Origin of the sequence: Xanthomonas indica (genome assembly GCF_040529045.1) — a bacterium.
GTDB classification, from domain to species: domain Bacteria; phylum Pseudomonadota; class Gammaproteobacteria; order Xanthomonadales; family Xanthomonadaceae; genus Xanthomonas_A; species Xanthomonas_A indica.
Window position 1 is genome coordinate 948,586 of record NZ_CP131914.1, and the last position, 15,675, is coordinate 964,260.

Sequence of the window (15,675 nt, forward strand, 5' to 3'; positions counted from 1 at the left end):
CGCCTAGAATCGGACCCGCGCCGGGCAAGAGCACCCAGCGTAGCCGGGAACGGCAAAGAAGTGAACAGAAATTCATTAATTGAACTTAGAATCACGCCATGGCCTACAAACGCTCCGCCCTGATGGAAGAACGCCTCGCCGGCAACCGCCAGCGGATCCTGCTGGCGGCGCGCCGGCTGATCGCCGCCGACGGCTTCCGTGGTGCCCCGGTGACCGCGGTGGCGGCCGAGGCCGGGGTCTCCACCGGGCTGATCTACCGGCATTTCCCGTCCAAGGCCGAACTGTTCGTGGAGGTGCTGACCGCCGCCGTGGAGCACGAACTGACCATCCTGCGCGCCATCGCCGCCGCGCCGGCGCCGGCGGCGCAGCGCCTGCGCGATGCCATCGCCTCGTTCGTGCGCCGCGCCCTGGCCGGCCCTGGCCTGGCCTACGCCTTCATCGCCGAGCCGGTGGAACCGGAGGTGGACGCCGAGCGCATCCGCTGCCGGCGTCTGCTCGGCGACGTGTTCAAGGGCATCCTGGCCGACGGCGTGGCCGCCGGCGAGTTCCCCGCGCAGGACCTGGAGGCGGCGGCCGCGTGCCTGGTCGGCGCCTACACCGAGGCCCTGGTCGGCCCGACCGCGCCCAGCCGCGACGGCCCGCGCGACAGCGAGCGCCTGGTCGAGGCGGTGTGCGGGTTCTGCCTGCGCGCGGTGGGCAGCAGCTGAGCGCGACCGACCGCGTCGCCTGCGCCGAACTGCTGCGATGCAGCACGCATCGCCTGCGATTCCGTGCCATCGCGGCGTGCCGCGCGGCGCAAACGCTGGCTATACTCGGCCGCGTAGCGGTGGTCCGGATTACCACGTGCCAAAGGGGTGTGATGTGCGGAATTACGACCTCGAATTTCTCAAGCGCTTCTCGATGGTGATCGGCCTGCTGGTGCTGATCACCCTCGGCCTGATCGTGTTCGCGCACTACCTGCAGCGGGCCATCCCGCCGGAGGTGTCGCCGATTGCGCAAAAGCGCACAGAGGAGCGCATCGCCCCGGTCGGCGCGGTCTACGCCGGCAGCACCGGCGCCGCGGCGCAGGCCGCCGCCCAGGCGGCGGCACTGGCCAAGGCCTCGGCGCAGGCGGCCTACGGCGGCACCACCGACGGCAAGACCATCTTCAACAACCTGTGCACCGCCTGCCACACCACCGGCGTGGGCAAGGCGCCGACGCTGGACCATGCGCACTGGGATAAGCGCATCGCGCAGGGCAAGGACACGCTCTACAAGCACGCCATCGAAGGCTATACCGGCCCCGACGGCGGCATCATGCCGCCCAAGGGCGGCAATCCCGGGCTGACCGAGGAGCAGATCCACGCCACCGTGGACTGGATGCTGGCCAACCTGAAGTAACCTTGCGCCTCCCGCACGCCATTGCGCCGCCTTCGGGCGGCGCAGTCGTTTCCGCGCCCGTCGCGTGCCGGCGCCAAACAAGGAGAGTGATCGCATGCGCATGCCGCCGCCATCGTTGTTGTCGTTGCTGCTGCTGGTCGCAGCCCCCGCCGCGCAGGCGCTGACGCCGCCGACGCTGCTGCCGATCGGGCAGTTGCGCCCGGGTCCGCAGGCGCAGGGCGTGGTATTCGAGGGCGTGGTCACCGCGCGGGTGGAGGCCGGCGGCAGCGGCTACCTGGTGCAGGATGCCGGCGACGACGATCCGCTCACCGCCGACGCGCTGCTGGTACGCGGCGATGTCGAGCGCAGCCTGGCGCCGGGCGACCGCGTGCGGGTGTGGGGCGAACTGGCGCCGCAGTCCGCGGCGTCCGCCAAGGCCGGCACCGCCTTCGTCGGGCGCAGCGTGCTGGAGCAGGGTCACACCGTGCTGGCGCGGGCGCAGCCCTTGCCGCTGCAGGTGCTCGACGCGGCACCGGCCGACTGGTCGGCGCTGGCCGGCATGCGCGTGCGCATCGCCGCGCCGCTGACCGTGGTCGACAACGATGCGCTGGGCAAGACCGGTGAACTCGGCGTGGCCTTCGGCGGGCGCCTGTGGCAGCCCAGCGAAGTGGCCGCGCCCGGCAGCGCCGAGCAGGCGGCGGTCGTCGCCGACAATGCGCGGCGCGGACTGCGGCTGGGCACGCTCGGTGCATCGACCCCGACTCCGACTCCGACTTCGGCAACGGCAACGGCAACGGCAAAACTCCCGGACTATCTGGGCAGTGCCACTGTGCCGCCGCGCGCGGGCAGCAGGGTGCAGGACGTGGAGGGCATCGTCGGCGGGGTGATCGACGGCGTCGCGCGGCTGTACCCGACCGCCGCGTTGCAGCTGACCCCGCCGCCGGAGCCGGCGCCGCCACAGGTCGACGGCACCGTGCGCATCGCCGCGTTCAACCTGGAGAACTTCTTCAACGGCGACGGCCGCGGCGGTGGGTTTCCGACCCTGCGCGGCGCGCGCACGGCCGCCGAGTTCCAGGCGCAGCTGCGCAAGCTGGTGGCGACGATCCGACCGCTGCGGGCCGACGTCGCCGCGCTGATGGAACTGGAGAACGACGGTTACGGCCCGACCTCGGCGATCGCCAGCCTGGTCGACGCGCTCAATGCCGGTGGTGGCGACTGGCGCTTCGTCGATGCCGGGCACGGTCCCGGCGACAACCCGATCCGGGTCGGGCTGATCTACCGCGCCTCGCGGGTCAGCCCGGTGGGCAAGCCGGCGGTGCTGGAAGGTGGGCCGTTCGCCGAGCACAGCCGGGTGCCGCTTGCGCAGGCCTTCCGCCGCGGCAGCGGCGCGCCGTTCGTGGTGGTGGCCAACCACTTCAAGTCCAAGGGCTGCGGCGAAGCCAGTGGCGCCGACGCCGACCGCGGCGACGGCCAGGGCTGCTGGAACGCAACCCGTACCGCGTCGGCGCGCCGCCTGGACGCGTGGCTGCGTAGCGATCCCACCGGCGCCGGCAGCACGGCCAGCGTGCTGCTCGGCGATTTCAACGCCTACGCGATGGAAGATCCGCTGCGCCTGCTGCGCGACGCCGGTTGGCGCGATGCACTGCAGGAGGCGCATGTCGCGCAGCCCTACAGCTTCGTCTACCGCGGCCTCAGCGGCCGCCTCGACCACGCCTTGCTGAGCCCGGCGCTGGCAGCGCGGTTGCGCGGCGCCGCCGAATGGCACGTCAACGCCGACCTGCCCGACAGGGACGGCTACCGCGAGCGCGATCTGCCCGGTCCGTGGCGCAGTTCGGACCACGATCCGTTGTTGCTGGGGTTTGATCTGTAGGGGTGGGAATGGGGAAATGGGAATGGGGAATCGGGAAAACCGGTTGTCGCTTTCCTTTCCCAGCCTCGATGTACGGGGCGTACCGCCGGAACTGATGTCATGCGTGAGCGCACGACTGCCGTCATGCGTGAGTGCTGTGCTTCAGGCGGCGCTCGCTGCGCGTCTTGTCTTGCGTGTCACCAGCGGCTCTTGAGGATCGCTTGTCCCTTGTGGCGTTGGTCGCGTGTTGCCGCGGTGCCGACCGAAGCCGGTAGATGCCGTGCTTTTGCTCGATAGCACGACAGCATCGACTGTCGCTGTTGCTGTTGCTGTTGCTGTTGCTTTGGTAGTTGCTTTTGTTGTTGTTTCTGCTGTTGCCGTTGCTCTGGCTTTTGATTTACTGGGTTCCCTTCCGCAGCGGCGGATGGACCGGGGAAACACCCGAAGGGCGGCGCACATGGATGTGCGCCGTTCGCGGCAGGGGCAGGATGCCCCTTCCGCGAATCCCCGGTGCATCCGCGGACCCGGAGCGCGTAGCGCGGAGGGCGCAAGGCAGGGCGCGCTTTCTTTTGGTTACTTTTCTTTGCGCGAGCAAAGAAAAGTAACTCGCCCGCAAGGGCGAAAGCCTTTGCTGTTGCTTCAAGTTTTCGTGTCGGACAAGAAGAACCGTAGGAGCGGCTTCAGCCGCGACCGATGCAATCGACAGTGCCTGTCGCGGCTGAAGCCGCTCCTACGATCCAGTGGTCGCCACCGTAGCAGTCAAGTGCAAGAGCAAAGCTTTCGCCTTGCGGCGAGTTACTTTTCTTTGCTTGTGCAAAGAAAAGTAACCAAAAGAAAGCACACCCTGCCTACGCGCCCTCCGCGCTAACGCGCTCCGGGTCCGCGTCCAGCCCGGGGATCCGCGGAAGGGGCATCCTGCCCCTGCCGCGGACGGCGTACATCCATGTACGCCGCCCCTTCGGGGTTTTTCCCCGCGCTGGCCGCCGCTTCGGAAGGGAACCCGGCAAATCAAAAGCCCGAGCAACAGCAACAGCAGAAGCAGCGGCAACTGCCAAAGCGTCAGCAACAACAGAGGCAACGGCAACTGCCAAGGCGACAGCGACAGCAAGCTGCGCCTCGACCCTACTTGCCGCTCGGCGACCGCACGCTATGCAGCATGTCCCGCGCCCGCGCCTGCACTCAATGCTGGCAACGCTGCCGATGCCGCCGCCAGTTCCACAGGTGCGCACTGGCCAGGGCCAGACTGCCGCTGACCGTCATCGCGGTTTCGCTGGCCTCGTCGGGAATGCCGAAGGCGCCGGCCAGCAGACCGAGCAGCCCCAGCGCCGCCAGCGTCCACAGCGGCCAGGGCAGCGCATCGCGCTGGTGCCCGCGCCACAGCGCCAACCCCGCCAACGGCGCGGCGATCGCCACGAACACCACGTGCACCCACTCGGCCTCGGCCCAGACGCCGAACAGCGGCAACGCCGCGGCCAGCAACGGCAAGGCCAAGCAGTGCAGCAGGCACAGCCCGGACAACACCATCGCCGAGGCGTCGAAGAAGGATTGCGGCAGGGATTTCATGGACGATCACTCCAATGCATCAAGTGTTATATAGTAACATTTCTAGCCCGCCACGCCTCCGCGCCGATGCCCGCCATGCCTACTGCCGCCGTTTCCGATCGCCGCCTCCCCGTCACCGTCCTGTCCGGCTTCCTTGGCGCCGGCAAGACCACCCTGCTCAACCGCGTGCTGCACAACCGCGATGGCCGCCGGGTGGCGGTGATCGTCAACGACATGAGCGAGGTCAACATCGACGCGGCGCTGATCCGCGACGGCGGCGCCGCGCTCAGCCGTACCGAAGAGACGCTGGTCGAGTTCAGCAACGGCTGCATCTGCTGCACGCTGCGCGACGACCTGCGCCAGGAGGTGCAGCGCCTGGCCGAGAGCGGGCGCTACGACTACCTGCTGATCGAATCCACAGGCATCTCCGAGCCGATGCCGGTGGCGGCGACCTTCGCCGTCCGCGATGCCGACGGCCGCGGCCTGGCCGATGTCGCGCGCCTGGACACCATGCTCACCGTGGTCGACGGGGTCAGCTTCCTGCGCGACTTCGGCTCGGCCGAGCGCCTGGCCGACCGCGGTCTGCAGGCCGGGGCCGACGACGAGCGCGGGTTGGTCAACCTGCTGGTTGAGCAGATCGAGTTCGCCGACGTGATCGTGATCAGCAAGGCCGACCTGGCCGATGCGGCCACCCTCGACCGCACCCGCGCGGTGCTGCGCGCGCTCAACCGCGATGCGCACATCGTCGAAGCCAGCCGAGGCGACCTGCCGCTGGAGCTGGTGCTGGACACCGGCCGTTTCGACTTCGTGCGCGCGCAGCTGGCGCCGGGCTGGATGCAGGCGTTGCGCGGCGAGCACGCGCCGGAGACCGAGCAGTTCGGCATCGAAAGCTTCGTCTATCGCGCGCGCCGTCCGTTCCATCCGCTGCGCTTCGCGCGGCTGGCGCAGCGCGGCCTGCGCGACGTGATCCGCAGCAAGGGCTTCTTCTGGCTGGCCAGCCGCATGGACTGGGTCGGCGAACTGTCCATCGTCGGCGCGGCCACCCAGACCCAGGCCGCCGGCTTCTGGTACGCGGCACGCGAGCGCGTGGACCGCGGCCTGCTGGACACGCCGCTGGTGCTGCCGCCGTCGCCGCTGCCGTACACCGAACTGGGTTGGCAGCGGCAGCAGACCGCGTGCTGGAACGCGCCGCCGCCGCAGGCCGAGGAGGTCGGCGATGCGCGCGAGTATGCGGCGCTGCGCGCCATGTGGCATCCGCTGTGGGGCGACCGCCGCCAGGAACTGGCGGTGATCGGCGTCGGCCTGGACACGGCGCGGGTGCGCGCCGAACTCGATGCCTGCCTGCTCGACGATGCCGAGCTGCGGCAGGGTCCGGTGGCCTGGCAGGAGTTGCAGGATCCCTTCCCGTTGTGGAGGCGTTGAGGGGCCGGGAATAGGCAATCGGGAGTGGGGAATCGTAAGAGCGGGCTGCGGGCGCTGAGGGATGGTTGCCTGCGCCAGGGCCGACGATTCGCGGTGAGCGGCCTGGAATTCGGGAGCCGGACCTGGGACGCGCAGGCGCGCGCTGCAGGTTAGCCGCGCGCACCCAGCGCGATCAGCACGATCGCCGGCACCGCCAGCAGCAGGCCGAGGCGGTTCCAGCGGTTGGTGCGTTCGCCGAAGACGGCCACGCCGAGCAGGGTGCCCAGGCCGATCACGCCCAGGTTCATCGCCGCGAACACGCTGGCCGGGCTGTCCGGCAGGGCCTGGTGTGCGCGCACGTAGAACAGGATGTTGCCGAAGTTGAGCGCGCCCAGCAGCAGGCCGGCGCCGAGGTTGCGCCAGGCCAGCGGCGCGGTGCCGCGCAGGTGGCGCCACAGCTGCACGCCCAGCAGCAGCACGAAGGCCAGCGCGAAGGCGACCAGCAGCGAGGCGGCGAACGGCGTGCCGGCCTGGGCGATGCGCTTGAGCAGCACGTCGATCGTGGCGAAGCCGACCCACACCAGCAGCAGCCACGGCGCGGTGCGTGCGGCGCCGTGCGGTGCCGGCGCAGGCCGCCGCACGATGCCGGCGATCGCCAGCAGGCCCAGCGCCAGGCCGGCCAGTTTGGCGGCGTTGCCGCGTTCGCCGAACCAGAGGAAGGCCGCCGCCAGCGACAGCAGCAGCGACAGCCGTTGCGCGGCGTCGGTGCGCACGATGCCCGCGCTGGCCACCGCGCGGCCCAGCACCAGGAAGATGCCCGGCAGCAGCACGCCCAGGGCCAGCAGCGCCGCCCATGGCGTATGCGCGTCTTTCAGCGCGGCCAGCGGCGGGTGCAGCAGGGCCGCGCACAGCGCCAGCGCCGCCAGGTAATTCCAGGTCACCGCCTGGGCCAGGTCGATGCGCCGCTGCGGCGCCAGCTTCAGCAGCGCCGAGACCAGCACGCTGCACACCACACTCAACAGGACGAAGACCACGCGCAGCATCCGGATCGGGAGGAAAAAGAACGCTGCGTGCACCGCTTCGGCATGTGGCCGCGACCCAGCCCCGGTATTATGACCGCATGACCTCTCCCGCTTTCCCCACCGCCTCCGGCGCGTTGACGCTGCAAGGCCCCGCCGGCCCGATCGAGGCCGCGGTCGATCTGCCCGACGCCGACGTGGCCGCGCTGCCGGTCACCGCCATCGTCTGCCATCCGCTGTCCACCGAGGGCGGCAGCATGCACAACAAGGTGGTGACCATGGTCGCGCGCGCGCTGCGCGAACTGGGCGTGCGCGTGGTGCGCTTCAACTTCCGCAGCGTCGGCGCCTCCGCCGGCAGCTTCGACCACGGCGACGGCGAGCAGCAGGACCTGGCCGCGGTGGCCGCCTGGGTGCGCGCGCAACGTCCGCACGACGCGCTGTGGCTGGCCGGTTTCAGCTTCGGCGCCTACGTCTCGCTGCGGGCCAGCGCGGCGCTGCAGCCGCAGGTGCTGATCTCGATCGCGCCACCGGCCGGGCGCTGGGATTTTTCCGACATGGCGCCGCCGCCGCAGTGGCTGGTGATCCAAGGCGAGGCCGACGAGATCGTCGATCCGCAGGCCGTGTACGACTGGCTCGAAACCCTGGAGGCGCAACCGCAACTGGTGCGCATGCCCGACACCAGCCATTTCTTCCATCGCAAGCTGATCGACCTGCGCGGCGCGCTGCAGCACGCGGTCAAGGCCTGGCTGCCGGCGGCGCAGGCGTGAGCGCGGCGACATTGCCGTCGCAGCGCTACGCCGAGGGCGTGGCGCGCGGCGACTGGCGCGACGATCCGGCCCAGCATGCGGCGCTGGCCGAACTGGACCGCATCCACGTCGCGATCGTCGATGGCGACCAGGAGGGCTGGCTGGACCGCCTGTCGGCGTTCTGGAAGAAGCCCGAGCCGGTGCGCGGCCTGTACTTCTGGGGCGGGGTCGGCCGCGGCAAGACCTTCCTGGTCGACCTGTTCTACGACGGTCTGCCGATCACGCGGAAGTACCGCACGCATTTCCACCGTTTCATGCGCGGCGTGCACGAGCGCCTGCGCGAGCATGCCGGGCAGAGCGATCCGCTGGCGAAGATCGCGCAGGAGTGGCGCAGCCGGCTGCGCGTGCTGGTGCTGGACGAGTTCTTCGTCACCGACATCGGCGATGCGATGCTGCTCTCGCGCCTGCTCGAGCGCCTGTTCGCCGAGGGCGTGACCCTGGTCACCACCTCCAACACCGCGCCGCAGAACCTGTACCTCAACGGCCTGCAGCGCGACAGCTTCCTGCCGGCGATCGCGCTGCTGCAGACCTACTGCGTGGAGCTGTACGCCGAGGGCACCGAGGACTACCGCATGCGCGCGCTGACCCGTTCGCCGGTGTACCGCGCGCCGCTGGCCGAGGACAGCGACGCCTGGCTGGGGGAACGCTGGGGCGCGCTGACCGGCAAGGCCGAGGCGCGCCGCGGCAACATCGAGATCGAAGGGCGCAAGATCCCGGTGCGTGCGCGCGGCAAGAGCATCGTCTGGTTCGATTTCGTCGCCTTGTGCGAAGGCCCGCGCGGTCCCAGCGACTACATCGAGATCGCGCACGAGTTCACCACCGTGCTGCTCGGCGGCATCCCGCACTTCGACCGCATGAACGAGGACGCGGCGCGGCGCTTCGTCAACCTGATCGACGAGCTGTACGACCGCCACGTCAACCTGGTCTGCACCGCACAGGATCCGCCGCCGCTGCTCTACACCGGCGAGCGCCTGGCCGGGGCCTTCGAGCGCACCGCCTCGCGGCTGATCGAGATGCAGAGCGCCGAGTACCTGTCGGCCGCGCATCGGGTCTGAGCGCGACAGCGGCCACGCGCGCTCAGCGCACCGCGCCGGGCCGGCACAGCCCGGCGACGAAGCGCGGCATCAGGCCCGCGCCTGCAATCTCTTCCAGATAGGTCGCCGCCAGGCAACTGGCGCCGCCCTCGCGGTGTGCGCAGCGGGCCGGCCCGGACGCGCCGTCCTGCGGCAACTGCCGATCCATCGCCTGGCGCTGCGCCGCGGCCAATCCGTCGCGAAAGCGCTCCTCGGCATCGAGCAGGTCGGCGGGGGTCAAGCGGTCGGTCGGCACGTCGGGGCACTGGCGGCGGGTTTCGCGGGCCAGTGCGTCGGCGCCGGCACCGACCAGCACCGGGCCGCGGGGCAGGGTGTTGGGCACGATGGGGGCAGCGCCGAGCGCGGCCAGCAGCAGGAACGATGCGCGCATGCGGAAGCTCCTCGGGGATGCGCGGCAGCGTAGTCCTGCGCCGGCGGCGGCAGGTGGCAGGACGCGGCGCTCGCTTCAGCAGGGAGTTAGTGCTGGGCAAAATATCGCTTGCTATTGAATAGTGTGCGATGTAATTTACCGCCCATGGACCGCACTTCTCCCCCCGACGCCACCGCCCTGCTGAAGCTGGACACCCAGCTGTGCTTCGCGCTGTATTCGGCCAACCTGGCGATGCACAAGCTCTACCGCGGGCTGCTGCGCGACCTCGGCCTGACCTATCCGCAGTACCTGGTGATGCTGGTGCTGTGGGAGCAGGACCAGCGCAGCGTCTCGGACATCGGCGAGCGCCTGTTCCTGGACTCGGCCACGCTGACCCCGCTGCTCAAGCGCCTGGAGGCGGTCGGCCTGCTGACCCGCAGTCGCGCCGCCGCCGACGAGCGCCGCGTGCTGATCGCGCTGACTGGCGAGGGCCAGGCCCTGCGTGCGCGTGCGCAGGCGGTGCCGGAAGGCGTGCTGTGCGCGGTCGCCTGCGACCTGCAGCAACTGACCCGGCTCAAGCACGACCTGGAAGAGGTCCGCGGCAAGTTGCAGGCTGCGGCCTGAGCGAATCCCGCCCGATCGCGCATTCCCTCACCCCCCATTCCCCTCTACCCCATGGCGCCGCGGCGCCGCCCTGCTAGGAGAACCACCATGGCTTCACCGACCACCATCGTCTACACCGCCACTGCCACCGCCACCGGGGGCCGCGATGGCCGCGCCGCCACCCCGGACAAGGCGCTGGACGTCAAGCTGTCGACCCCGCGCGAGCTGGGCGGCGCCGGCGGCGACGGCACCAATCCGGAGCAGCTGTTCGCGGCCGGCTACTCGGCCTGCTTCATCGGCGCGCTGAAGTTCGTCGCCGGCCAGGAGAAGGTGAAGCTGCCGGCCGAGCCGAGCATCGAGGGCCACGTGGGCATCGGCCAGATCCCGGGCGGCTTCGGCATCGCCGTGGAACTGCGCATCGCGGTGCCGGGCCTGGAGCGCGCCACGCTGGAATCGCTGGTGGAGAAGGCGCACCAGGTGTGCCCGTACTCCAACGCCACCCGCGGCAACATCGACGTCAAGCTGGTCGTGCTCGACTGAGCCAGCGGATGTCCTGGCCGGCGCCTGCGCCGGTCCATGGCGACACGCGACGGGCGGCCACTGGCCGCCCGTTCGCGTTGCAGGCCCGCGCGTGTTGCCGCGCACATTGAGGCTGCCTTGCGTCAATGCAATAGTGTGCGCTTCATCAAATCGGGCGCGCCATGCTCAGTTCCGCCTACAACGCCGAGACCGTCGCCGCCTTCCTGCAGGGCGCGCGCCGTGTGCTGGTGCTGACCGGCGCCGGCATGTCCGCCGAGAGCGGGGTGCCGACCTTCCGCGGCCAGGATGACAGCCTGTGGTCGCGCTTCGATCCCGAGCAACTGGCCACCGAGGACGCCTGGCGCGCCGACCCGGCCCTGGTCTGGGGCTGGTACCGCTGGCGCATGGCGATCGTGGCGCAGGCGCAGCCGCATGCCGGGCACCTGGCGCTGGCGCGCCTGGCCGAGATCCGCCACACCACCCTGGTGACCCAGAACGTGGACGATCTGCACGAGCGTGCCGGCAGCGAGGTCGCCGCGCACGTGCACGGCCGCCTGTCGGCGCTGCGCTGCAGCGACTGCGGCCAGCCCTGGCGCGGGCTGCTGCCGCCGATCGACGCGCAGACGCCCAGCCAACGGTTGCCGCCGCCGGTGTGCGCGGCCTGCGGCGGCACGGTGCGCCCAGGCGTGGTGTGGTTCGGCGAAGCGCTGCCGCCGGCGGAGTGGGCGCGGGCGCAGACCGCGGCGGACGCCGCGGACCTGGTGCTGGTGATCGGCAGTTCCGGCCTGGTCTATCCGGCCGCCGGCCTGCCGCTGCAGGCCAAGGAGCGCGGCGCCTGCGTGGTCGAGATTAATCCCGAACCCAGCGCGCTGTCGGCGCGCGCCGACCTGCACTGGCGCGACAGCGCCGCGATGGCGCTGCCGTTGCTGCTGCAGCAGTGCATGGTGACCTGAGCCCGGTGTCGCGGGGGCCGTGCGCCGCGCTCAGCGCAGCGTGCGCAGGAACGCGTCCACCGCCGCGGTATAGGCCGAGGGCAGGCCCAGGTCGCGGTTGAGTTCGGCGTGGCTTGCATCCTGCGGCAGCACCTCGACACGGATGCCGCGGGCGTTGGCCTTGGTGGCCAGGCGCCGCGCCTGTGCGCAGGCATCGGCGCGGCGACTGGAGCACACCGCCAGCAGCGGCGGCGCGCTGGCGCCCATGACGTGGTACGGCGAGGCGGCGATCCAGTCGCTGGGTGCGCTGCCGAACGCGCGGTCGTACAGCGGCAGATGCCGTTGCTGCATCACCTGCTCCACGTCCATCGCGGCGCTGTCCAGCGCCACCGTGCCCAGCGGTCGGCGCGCCCCGGCCTGCGCCAGCAGGTCCGGCGACAGGTCCAGCAGGCTCACCAGGTGCGCGCCGGCCGAGTGCCCCATCAGCACCAGCCGCGCCGGATCGGCGCCCCACTGCGGCGCCAGGTGCTGGATCCGCGCCACCGCGCGCGCCACGTCCTGCGCCTGCTGCAGTGGCGTCGCCTGCGGCAGCAGGCGGTAGTTCACCGACACCAGCGCCTGGCCTTGCGGCTGCCAGTGCGCGACCTTGTTGGCGGCCACGCCGGGGTTGTCCTTGTCGCCGTCGGCCCAGCCGCCGCCGTGCACCATCACGATCAGCGGGGCCTGGCGCGCGCCGGCCGGCAGGTACACGTCCATGCGCTGCGCCGGGTCCGGGCCGTAGGCGACGTCGCGCAGCACCTGCGCCCCGGCTGGCAGTGGCGCAGGCGCGGTGTGGGCGCGGTCGCCCTGCAGACGCTGCAGCAGGCGTGTGCGCAGGCGCCCGTCCTGGGCCTGGCCGGGGGCGGCGGCGAGCAAGGGCAGCAGCAGCGCCAGGGCGAGCAGGCCATGGGCGGGCGAGGGGCGGGACAGGCGCATGGGCGGAGCACTCCTTGAAAGACGGCGAGGGAGGTCGTGGCGCGGCCGGCCCATGTGGGCGCCGGTACGCGCCGGGTCATGCCGGGCGCAGGTGCAGCGTGGCGCACAGGCCGTGCGGGGCGATGGGCTGCAGCAGCAACAGGCCGCGATGCTGGCGCGCGACCCGCTCGACGATCGCCAGGCCCAGTCCGCTGCCGCCGTGGCCGCCGTGCACGAACGGCTGCAGCGCACGCGCGGCCAGCGCCGGGTCCAGGCCGGGGCCGTGATCGCGCACCTCGATGCGCCAGCCATCGCCGCCGTCGCCGTGCAGGCGCAGCTGGAACGGCGCGGCGCCGTGCCGCTCGGCATTGCCGATGAGATTGCCGAGCGCGCGCTGCAGCGCCAGCGGCCGCCCGTGCAGCGGCGCCTGTGCGGGCAGTTCGCAGTCCCAGCCGGGCTGCGCCGCGGCCAGCGCCTGCCGGCAGAGGTCGGCCAGGTCCAGGGCCACGGCGGGTTCGTCGCGGCCGTCGCGGGCGTAGGCGATGAATTGCGCCAGGATCGCGTCGATCTCGCCGATGTCGCGCTCCATGCCCTCGCGCAACGCCGGCTCCACCTGCGGCAGCAGCGCCAGCGCGTACTGCAATCGGGTCAGCGGCGTGCGCAGGTCGTGGGAGATGCCGGCCAGCAGCAGCGCACGCTCGGCCGCGGCGTGGCGCACCTCGGCGCTGGCTTCGGTGAGCGCCTGCGCCAGCGCGGCGACTTCGCGCGGCCCGCCAGTGGCGATCGGTGCGGCCTGTTCGCCGCGCACCAGGTGCGGCGCGGCTTGCGCCAGTTGCCGCAGCGGTCGCACCAGCCGCCGCGCGACCAGCGCAGCGGCGAGCCAGACCAGCAGCGTGCAGGCGGCCAGCATCGCCACCGAGAATCGGCGCAGGCCGTGTCCGCGCGGCTGGCTGGAGAATGCGATCCACAGCGGCGTGGGCGTGGCCAGCTGCAGCCACAGGGTGCCGTCGGCGTCGCGGCGCAGCGCGCGCCCGGGGCCGAGCTGGTCGGCCGCGCGGCGCTGCACGGCGTCGGCCAGCGGGCCGACGGCGCTGGCCGTGGGCGGCGCGGTGCGCAGCTGCAGGCCGGCCTCGCGCAACGCCGGCGCCAGCGCGGCGGCGGCCGGCGAACGCTGCAGCGCCTCGGCGACATTGGCGAAGCCGTGCAAGACCCGCAGTTGCTGCTGCGCCGCCGGCCGCAACGCCAGTTCGCGGCCGAGCAGCAGCGCCAGCAGGCCGGCGCCGGCCAGCACCAGCGCGATCACCAGGGCCAGTTGCCCGAACAGGCTGCGCGGCCAGCCGGCGGCGCGGGAGGCAGGCGCGCTCATGCCTGCGGTTCCGGCGGCACGTACACGTAGCCCACGCCCCACACGGTCTGGATCAGCCGTGGCGTGCGCACGTCGTCCTCCAGCAGCTTGCGCAGGCGCGCGACGATCACGTCGATGCTGCGGCCCAGCGGCTCGTGCTCGCGGCCGTGCGCCAGGCTGGACAGGCGGTCGCGGCTCAGCGGCTGCTGCGGGTGCCGCAGCAGCACCGACAGCACCGCGAATTCGGCGGTGGTCAGCTTCAGCGGTGCGTCGTCGCGGCGCAGTTCGCGCCGTCCCAGGTGCAGGCGAAAGCGGCCGAAGCCGATCTCGCCGCCGTCCGGCTGCGGCGCGCCGGCGCCGCCCGGGCGGGTGCGGCGCAGCACCGCGCGGATCCGCGCCAGCAACTCGCGCGGGTTGACCGGCTTGGGCAGGTAATCGTCGGCGCCGATCTCCAGGCCGACGATGCGGTCGATCTCGTCGCCCTTGGCGGTCAGCATCACGATCGGGGTGGCGTCGCCCTGGCCGCGCAGGCGTCGGCAGATCTCCAGGCCGTTCTCGCCGGGCAGCATCAGGTCCAGCACCACCAGGTCGTAGTGGCCGCGCGCCAGCGCCTGCTGCAGTTGCACGCCGTCGGCCACCGCCTTGACCGCGAAGCCCTGGCTCTCCAGGTAGCGGCACAGCAGGGCGCGCAGGCGGTCGTCGTCGTCGACCAGCAGCAGGCGGGGAGCGGGCGCGGCATCGTGCATGGATGCCACTATCGGCTGCGCCGGCGCCTTGCGGCAACGGCGGCCGCGGCGCAACTGTAAGCGGATGTTTCCGCCGCGGCCTGCGGCAACATCTGCTGGCCGATGCGGTGCCCCGCGCGCCGGCGCCGTGGCTACGGTGACCTCGGCAGCATGCCGCTGCTGTCACCGGAGTACGCCATGTCACTGTCCCCTCGCACCACCTGCTTGCTGCTGGCGCTCGCTGCCGGCGTCCTGGCCGCGCCCATCGCCCACGCGCGCGAGCACACCCGCACACGCAGCGCCGGCACCACCGATGGTGTCCGCCACGCCGCCGTCCAGGCCAGCGCCAGCAGCGCCCACGGCAGCGTGCAGCGGGCCCGGCAGTGGCAGGCCGACGGCCAGGGCAACGCCAGCGCAAGCAGTGCCGCCACCCGCGCGACGACCGCCGGCGGCAGCGCCACGCGCCAGGGCAGTGCGTACCGCGATGCCGACGGCAGCGCCGGCCGCCAGGGCAGTGCCAGCGTGCAGCGCGCCGACGGCGCCAGTGCCAGCAGCAGCGGCAGCCTGGTCCGGGCCGCCGACGGCACCCTCAGCGGCAGCCGCCAGAGCAGTGTCGACGGCGCGCAGGGGAGCTACCAGGGCAGTACCAGCGTGCAGGACGGCAGTGTCGTCCACACCGGCACCTGCACCGACGCGGGCGGCACGGTGGTGCCGTGCCGCCCGTAAGCATCGGCGCGGCGCGAGGTGTCGGCGGGGGCGGAAGGTCTCCGCCAGCGGCCGGCTTCACGGCCCGATCACGGCCGAGAATGGCCTGCGCGGACGGGCCGGCACTGCCGGAAATCGGCAAACCGTTGCCAGGCTTAGGTTTTCGTAATTTGACCCATATTTAGCGTTGACGCCGTTGGCCGACCACACTATCTTGGGGTGGTCGGTTCCTGCGGCCCCAAGCCGCGGGATCAAAAGGGAAGCCGGTGCGGCGTGCCAACGCCAATTCCGGCGCTGCCCCGCAGCGGTAATTGGGAACGAACCCGTCATCCGCACTGAGGCGCCCGCCTTGGGAAGCGACGGGCTAGGAACCGGCCACGCGGCCGTCGCCCATCAGCCCGAAGACCTGCCGACAGCCGCGCGAAGCACACCGCGCGGCGCCGACCGTGCGATCTCCGGGGGGAGAGGGTCGG

At 71.8% G+C, this 15,675-nt stretch carries 16 protein-coding genes and 1 riboswitch; of the genes, 10 read left to right on the top strand and 6 right to left on the bottom strand.

The window, feature by feature from the left end; translation table 11 throughout:
* Positions 1-98 precede the first annotated feature (98 nt).
* The 3 genes from Q7W82_RS03960 to Q7W82_RS03970 all read left to right on the top strand — a co-directional run bounded on the left by Q7W82_RS03960 (position 99) and on the right by Q7W82_RS03970 (position 3,229).
* Entirely contained in the window at positions 99-707 is a 609-nt protein-coding gene (locus Q7W82_RS03960; protein ID WP_242161602.1) for a TetR/AcrR family transcriptional regulator, read from the top strand.
* Between the two features lie 154 nt (positions 708-861).
* The gene (locus Q7W82_RS03965; RefSeq protein WP_160946985.1) at positions 862-1,380 is read left to right on the top strand and encodes a c-type cytochrome; all 519 of its coding nucleotides are present in this window, start codon (positions 862-864) and stop codon (positions 1,378-1,380) included.
* Positions 1,381-1,474: 94 nt separating this feature from the next.
* Positions 1,475-3,229 (top strand): ExeM/NucH family extracellular endonuclease, encoded by a 1,755-nt coding sequence (locus Q7W82_RS03970; protein ID WP_242161600.1) that lies wholly within the window; start codon positions 1,475-1,477, stop codon positions 3,227-3,229.
* A 1,158-nt stretch (positions 3,230-4,387) separates the two neighbouring features.
* Here Q7W82_RS03970 and Q7W82_RS03975 read toward each other — a convergent pair.
* On the bottom strand, positions 4,388-4,771 hold the full coding sequence (locus tag Q7W82_RS03975) for a MerC domain-containing protein (protein WP_242160123.1): 384 nt from the start codon (positions 4,769-4,771) through the stop codon (positions 4,388-4,390).
* Between the two features lie 75 nt (positions 4,772-4,846).
* Here Q7W82_RS03975 and Q7W82_RS03980 point away from each other — a divergent pair, with 75 nt between their 5' ends.
* The gene (locus Q7W82_RS03980; RefSeq protein ID WP_242160124.1) at positions 4,847-6,172 is read left to right on the top strand and encodes a GTP-binding protein; all 1,326 of its coding nucleotides are present in this window, start codon (positions 4,847-4,849) and stop codon (positions 6,170-6,172) included.
* Between the two features lie 149 nt (positions 6,173-6,321).
* On the opposite strand, the gene Q7W82_RS03985 is transcribed toward Q7W82_RS03980, so the two are convergent.
* Entirely contained in the window at positions 6,322-7,185 is an 864-nt protein-coding gene (locus Q7W82_RS03985) for an EamA/RhaT family transporter (protein WP_242160255.1), read from the bottom strand.
* 86 nt (positions 7,186-7,271) lie between these two features.
* Between Q7W82_RS03985 and Q7W82_RS03990 the strand changes: the two genes are divergently transcribed.
* Together Q7W82_RS03990 and zapE are read left to right on the top strand one after the other, a co-directional pair.
* Positions 7,272-7,937, top strand: coding sequence for an alpha/beta family hydrolase (locus tag Q7W82_RS03990; protein WP_242160125.1), 666 nt, complete (start codon positions 7,272-7,274; stop codon positions 7,935-7,937).
* Positions 7,934-9,031, top strand: a complete 1,098-nt coding sequence (gene zapE / locus Q7W82_RS03995; RefSeq protein WP_242160126.1) for a cell division protein ZapE — start codon at positions 7,934-7,936, stop codon at positions 9,029-9,031. Before Q7W82_RS03990 ends, zapE begins: the two co-directional genes overlap by 4 nt.
* A gap of 22 nt (positions 9,032-9,053) precedes the next feature.
* Here the strand turns inward: zapE and Q7W82_RS04000 are convergent, their stop codons facing one another.
* Positions 9,054-9,440, bottom strand: a complete 387-nt coding sequence (locus Q7W82_RS04000; RefSeq protein WP_242160127.1) for a hypothetical protein — start codon at positions 9,438-9,440, stop codon at positions 9,054-9,056.
* A gap of 144 nt (positions 9,441-9,584) precedes the next feature.
* Between Q7W82_RS04000 and Q7W82_RS04005 the strand changes: the two genes are divergently transcribed.
* The 3 genes from Q7W82_RS04005 (at position 9,585) to Q7W82_RS04015 (ending at position 11,494) form a co-directional block, all read left to right on the top strand.
* Positions 9,585-10,043, top strand: coding sequence for a MarR family transcriptional regulator (locus Q7W82_RS04005; RefSeq protein ID WP_242160128.1), 459 nt, complete (start codon positions 9,585-9,587; stop codon positions 10,041-10,043).
* 87 nt (positions 10,044-10,130) lie between these two features.
* A complete protein-coding gene (locus Q7W82_RS04010; protein WP_019800967.1) occupies positions 10,131-10,562 on the top strand; it encodes an organic hydroperoxide resistance protein in 432 nt (143 codons plus the stop codon).
* Between the two features lie 161 nt (positions 10,563-10,723).
* Entirely contained in the window at positions 10,724-11,494 is a 771-nt protein-coding gene (locus Q7W82_RS04015; protein ID WP_242160129.1) for an NAD-dependent deacylase, read from the top strand.
* Between the two features lie 30 nt (positions 11,495-11,524).
* On the opposite strand, the gene Q7W82_RS04020 is transcribed toward Q7W82_RS04015, so the two are convergent.
* The 3 genes from Q7W82_RS04020 to ompR form a co-directional block, all read right to left on the bottom strand.
* Positions 11,525-12,448 carry an alpha/beta hydrolase gene (locus tag Q7W82_RS04020; protein ID WP_242160130.1) on the bottom strand — a complete coding sequence of 308 codons (924 nt, stop codon included), beginning with the start codon at positions 12,446-12,448 and terminating at the stop codon, positions 11,525-11,527.
* 76 nt (positions 12,449-12,524) lie between these two features.
* Positions 12,525-13,793, bottom strand: coding sequence for an ATP-binding protein (locus Q7W82_RS04025; RefSeq protein WP_242160131.1), 1,269 nt, complete (start codon positions 13,791-13,793; stop codon positions 12,525-12,527).
* Entirely contained in the window at positions 13,790-14,518 is a 729-nt protein-coding gene (gene ompR, locus Q7W82_RS04030) for a two-component system response regulator OmpR (RefSeq protein WP_242160132.1), read from the bottom strand. Before ompR ends, Q7W82_RS04025 begins: the two co-directional genes overlap by 4 nt.
* Positions 14,519-14,695: 177 nt before the next feature.
* On the opposite strand from ompR, the gene Q7W82_RS04035 reads away from it, so the two are divergent.
* On the top strand, positions 14,696-15,223 hold the full coding sequence (locus tag Q7W82_RS04035) for a hypothetical protein (protein WP_242160133.1): 528 nt from the start codon (positions 14,696-14,698) through the stop codon (positions 15,221-15,223).
* A gap of 186 nt (positions 15,224-15,409) precedes the next feature.
* Positions 15,410-15,631, top strand: a riboswitch (cobalamin riboswitch).
* The last annotated feature ends 44 nt before the right edge of the window (positions 15,632-15,675 follow it).

Bases quoted from the DNA above. Each gene is read 5' to 3' on its own strand.
- Q7W82_RS04005 (WP_242160128.1), top strand. From the start codon at position 9,585: ATGGACCGCACTTCTCCCCCCGACGCCACCGCCCTGCTGAAGCTGGAC.
- Q7W82_RS04035 (WP_242160133.1), top strand. From the start codon at position 14,696: ATGTCACTGTCCCCTCGCACCACCTGCTTGCTGCTGGCGCTCGCTGCC.
- Q7W82_RS04025 (WP_242160131.1), bottom strand. From the start codon at position 13,793: ATGAGCGCGCCTGCCTCCCGCGCCGCCGGCTGGCCGCGCAGCCTGTTC.
- ompR (WP_242160132.1), bottom strand. From the start codon at position 14,518: ATGCACGATGCCGCGCCCGCTCCCCGCCTGCTGCTGGTCGACGACGAC.
- Q7W82_RS04020 (WP_242160130.1), bottom strand. From the start codon at position 12,448: ATGCGCCTGTCCCGCCCCTCGCCCGCCCATGGCCTGCTCGCCCTGGCG.
- Q7W82_RS03975 (WP_242160123.1), bottom strand. From the start codon at position 4,771: ATGAAATCCCTGCCGCAATCCTTCTTCGACGCCTCGGCGATGGTGTTG.
- Q7W82_RS04015 (WP_242160129.1), top strand. From the start codon at position 10,724: ATGCTCAGTTCCGCCTACAACGCCGAGACCGTCGCCGCCTTCCTGCAG.
- Q7W82_RS03960 (WP_242161602.1), top strand. From the start codon at position 99: ATGGCCTACAAACGCTCCGCCCTGATGGAAGAACGCCTCGCCGGCAAC.
- Q7W82_RS03990 (WP_242160125.1), top strand. From the start codon at position 7,272: ATGACCTCTCCCGCTTTCCCCACCGCCTCCGGCGCGTTGACGCTGCAA.
- Q7W82_RS03980 (WP_242160124.1), top strand. From the start codon at position 4,847: ATGCCTACTGCCGCCGTTTCCGATCGCCGCCTCCCCGTCACCGTCCTG.
- Q7W82_RS03970 (WP_242161600.1), top strand. From the start codon at position 1,475: ATGCGCATGCCGCCGCCATCGTTGTTGTCGTTGCTGCTGCTGGTCGCA.
- Q7W82_RS04010 (WP_019800967.1), top strand. From the start codon at position 10,131: ATGGCTTCACCGACCACCATCGTCTACACCGCCACTGCCACCGCCACC.
- Q7W82_RS04000 (WP_242160127.1), bottom strand. From the start codon at position 9,440: ATGCGCGCATCGTTCCTGCTGCTGGCCGCGCTCGGCGCTGCCCCCATC.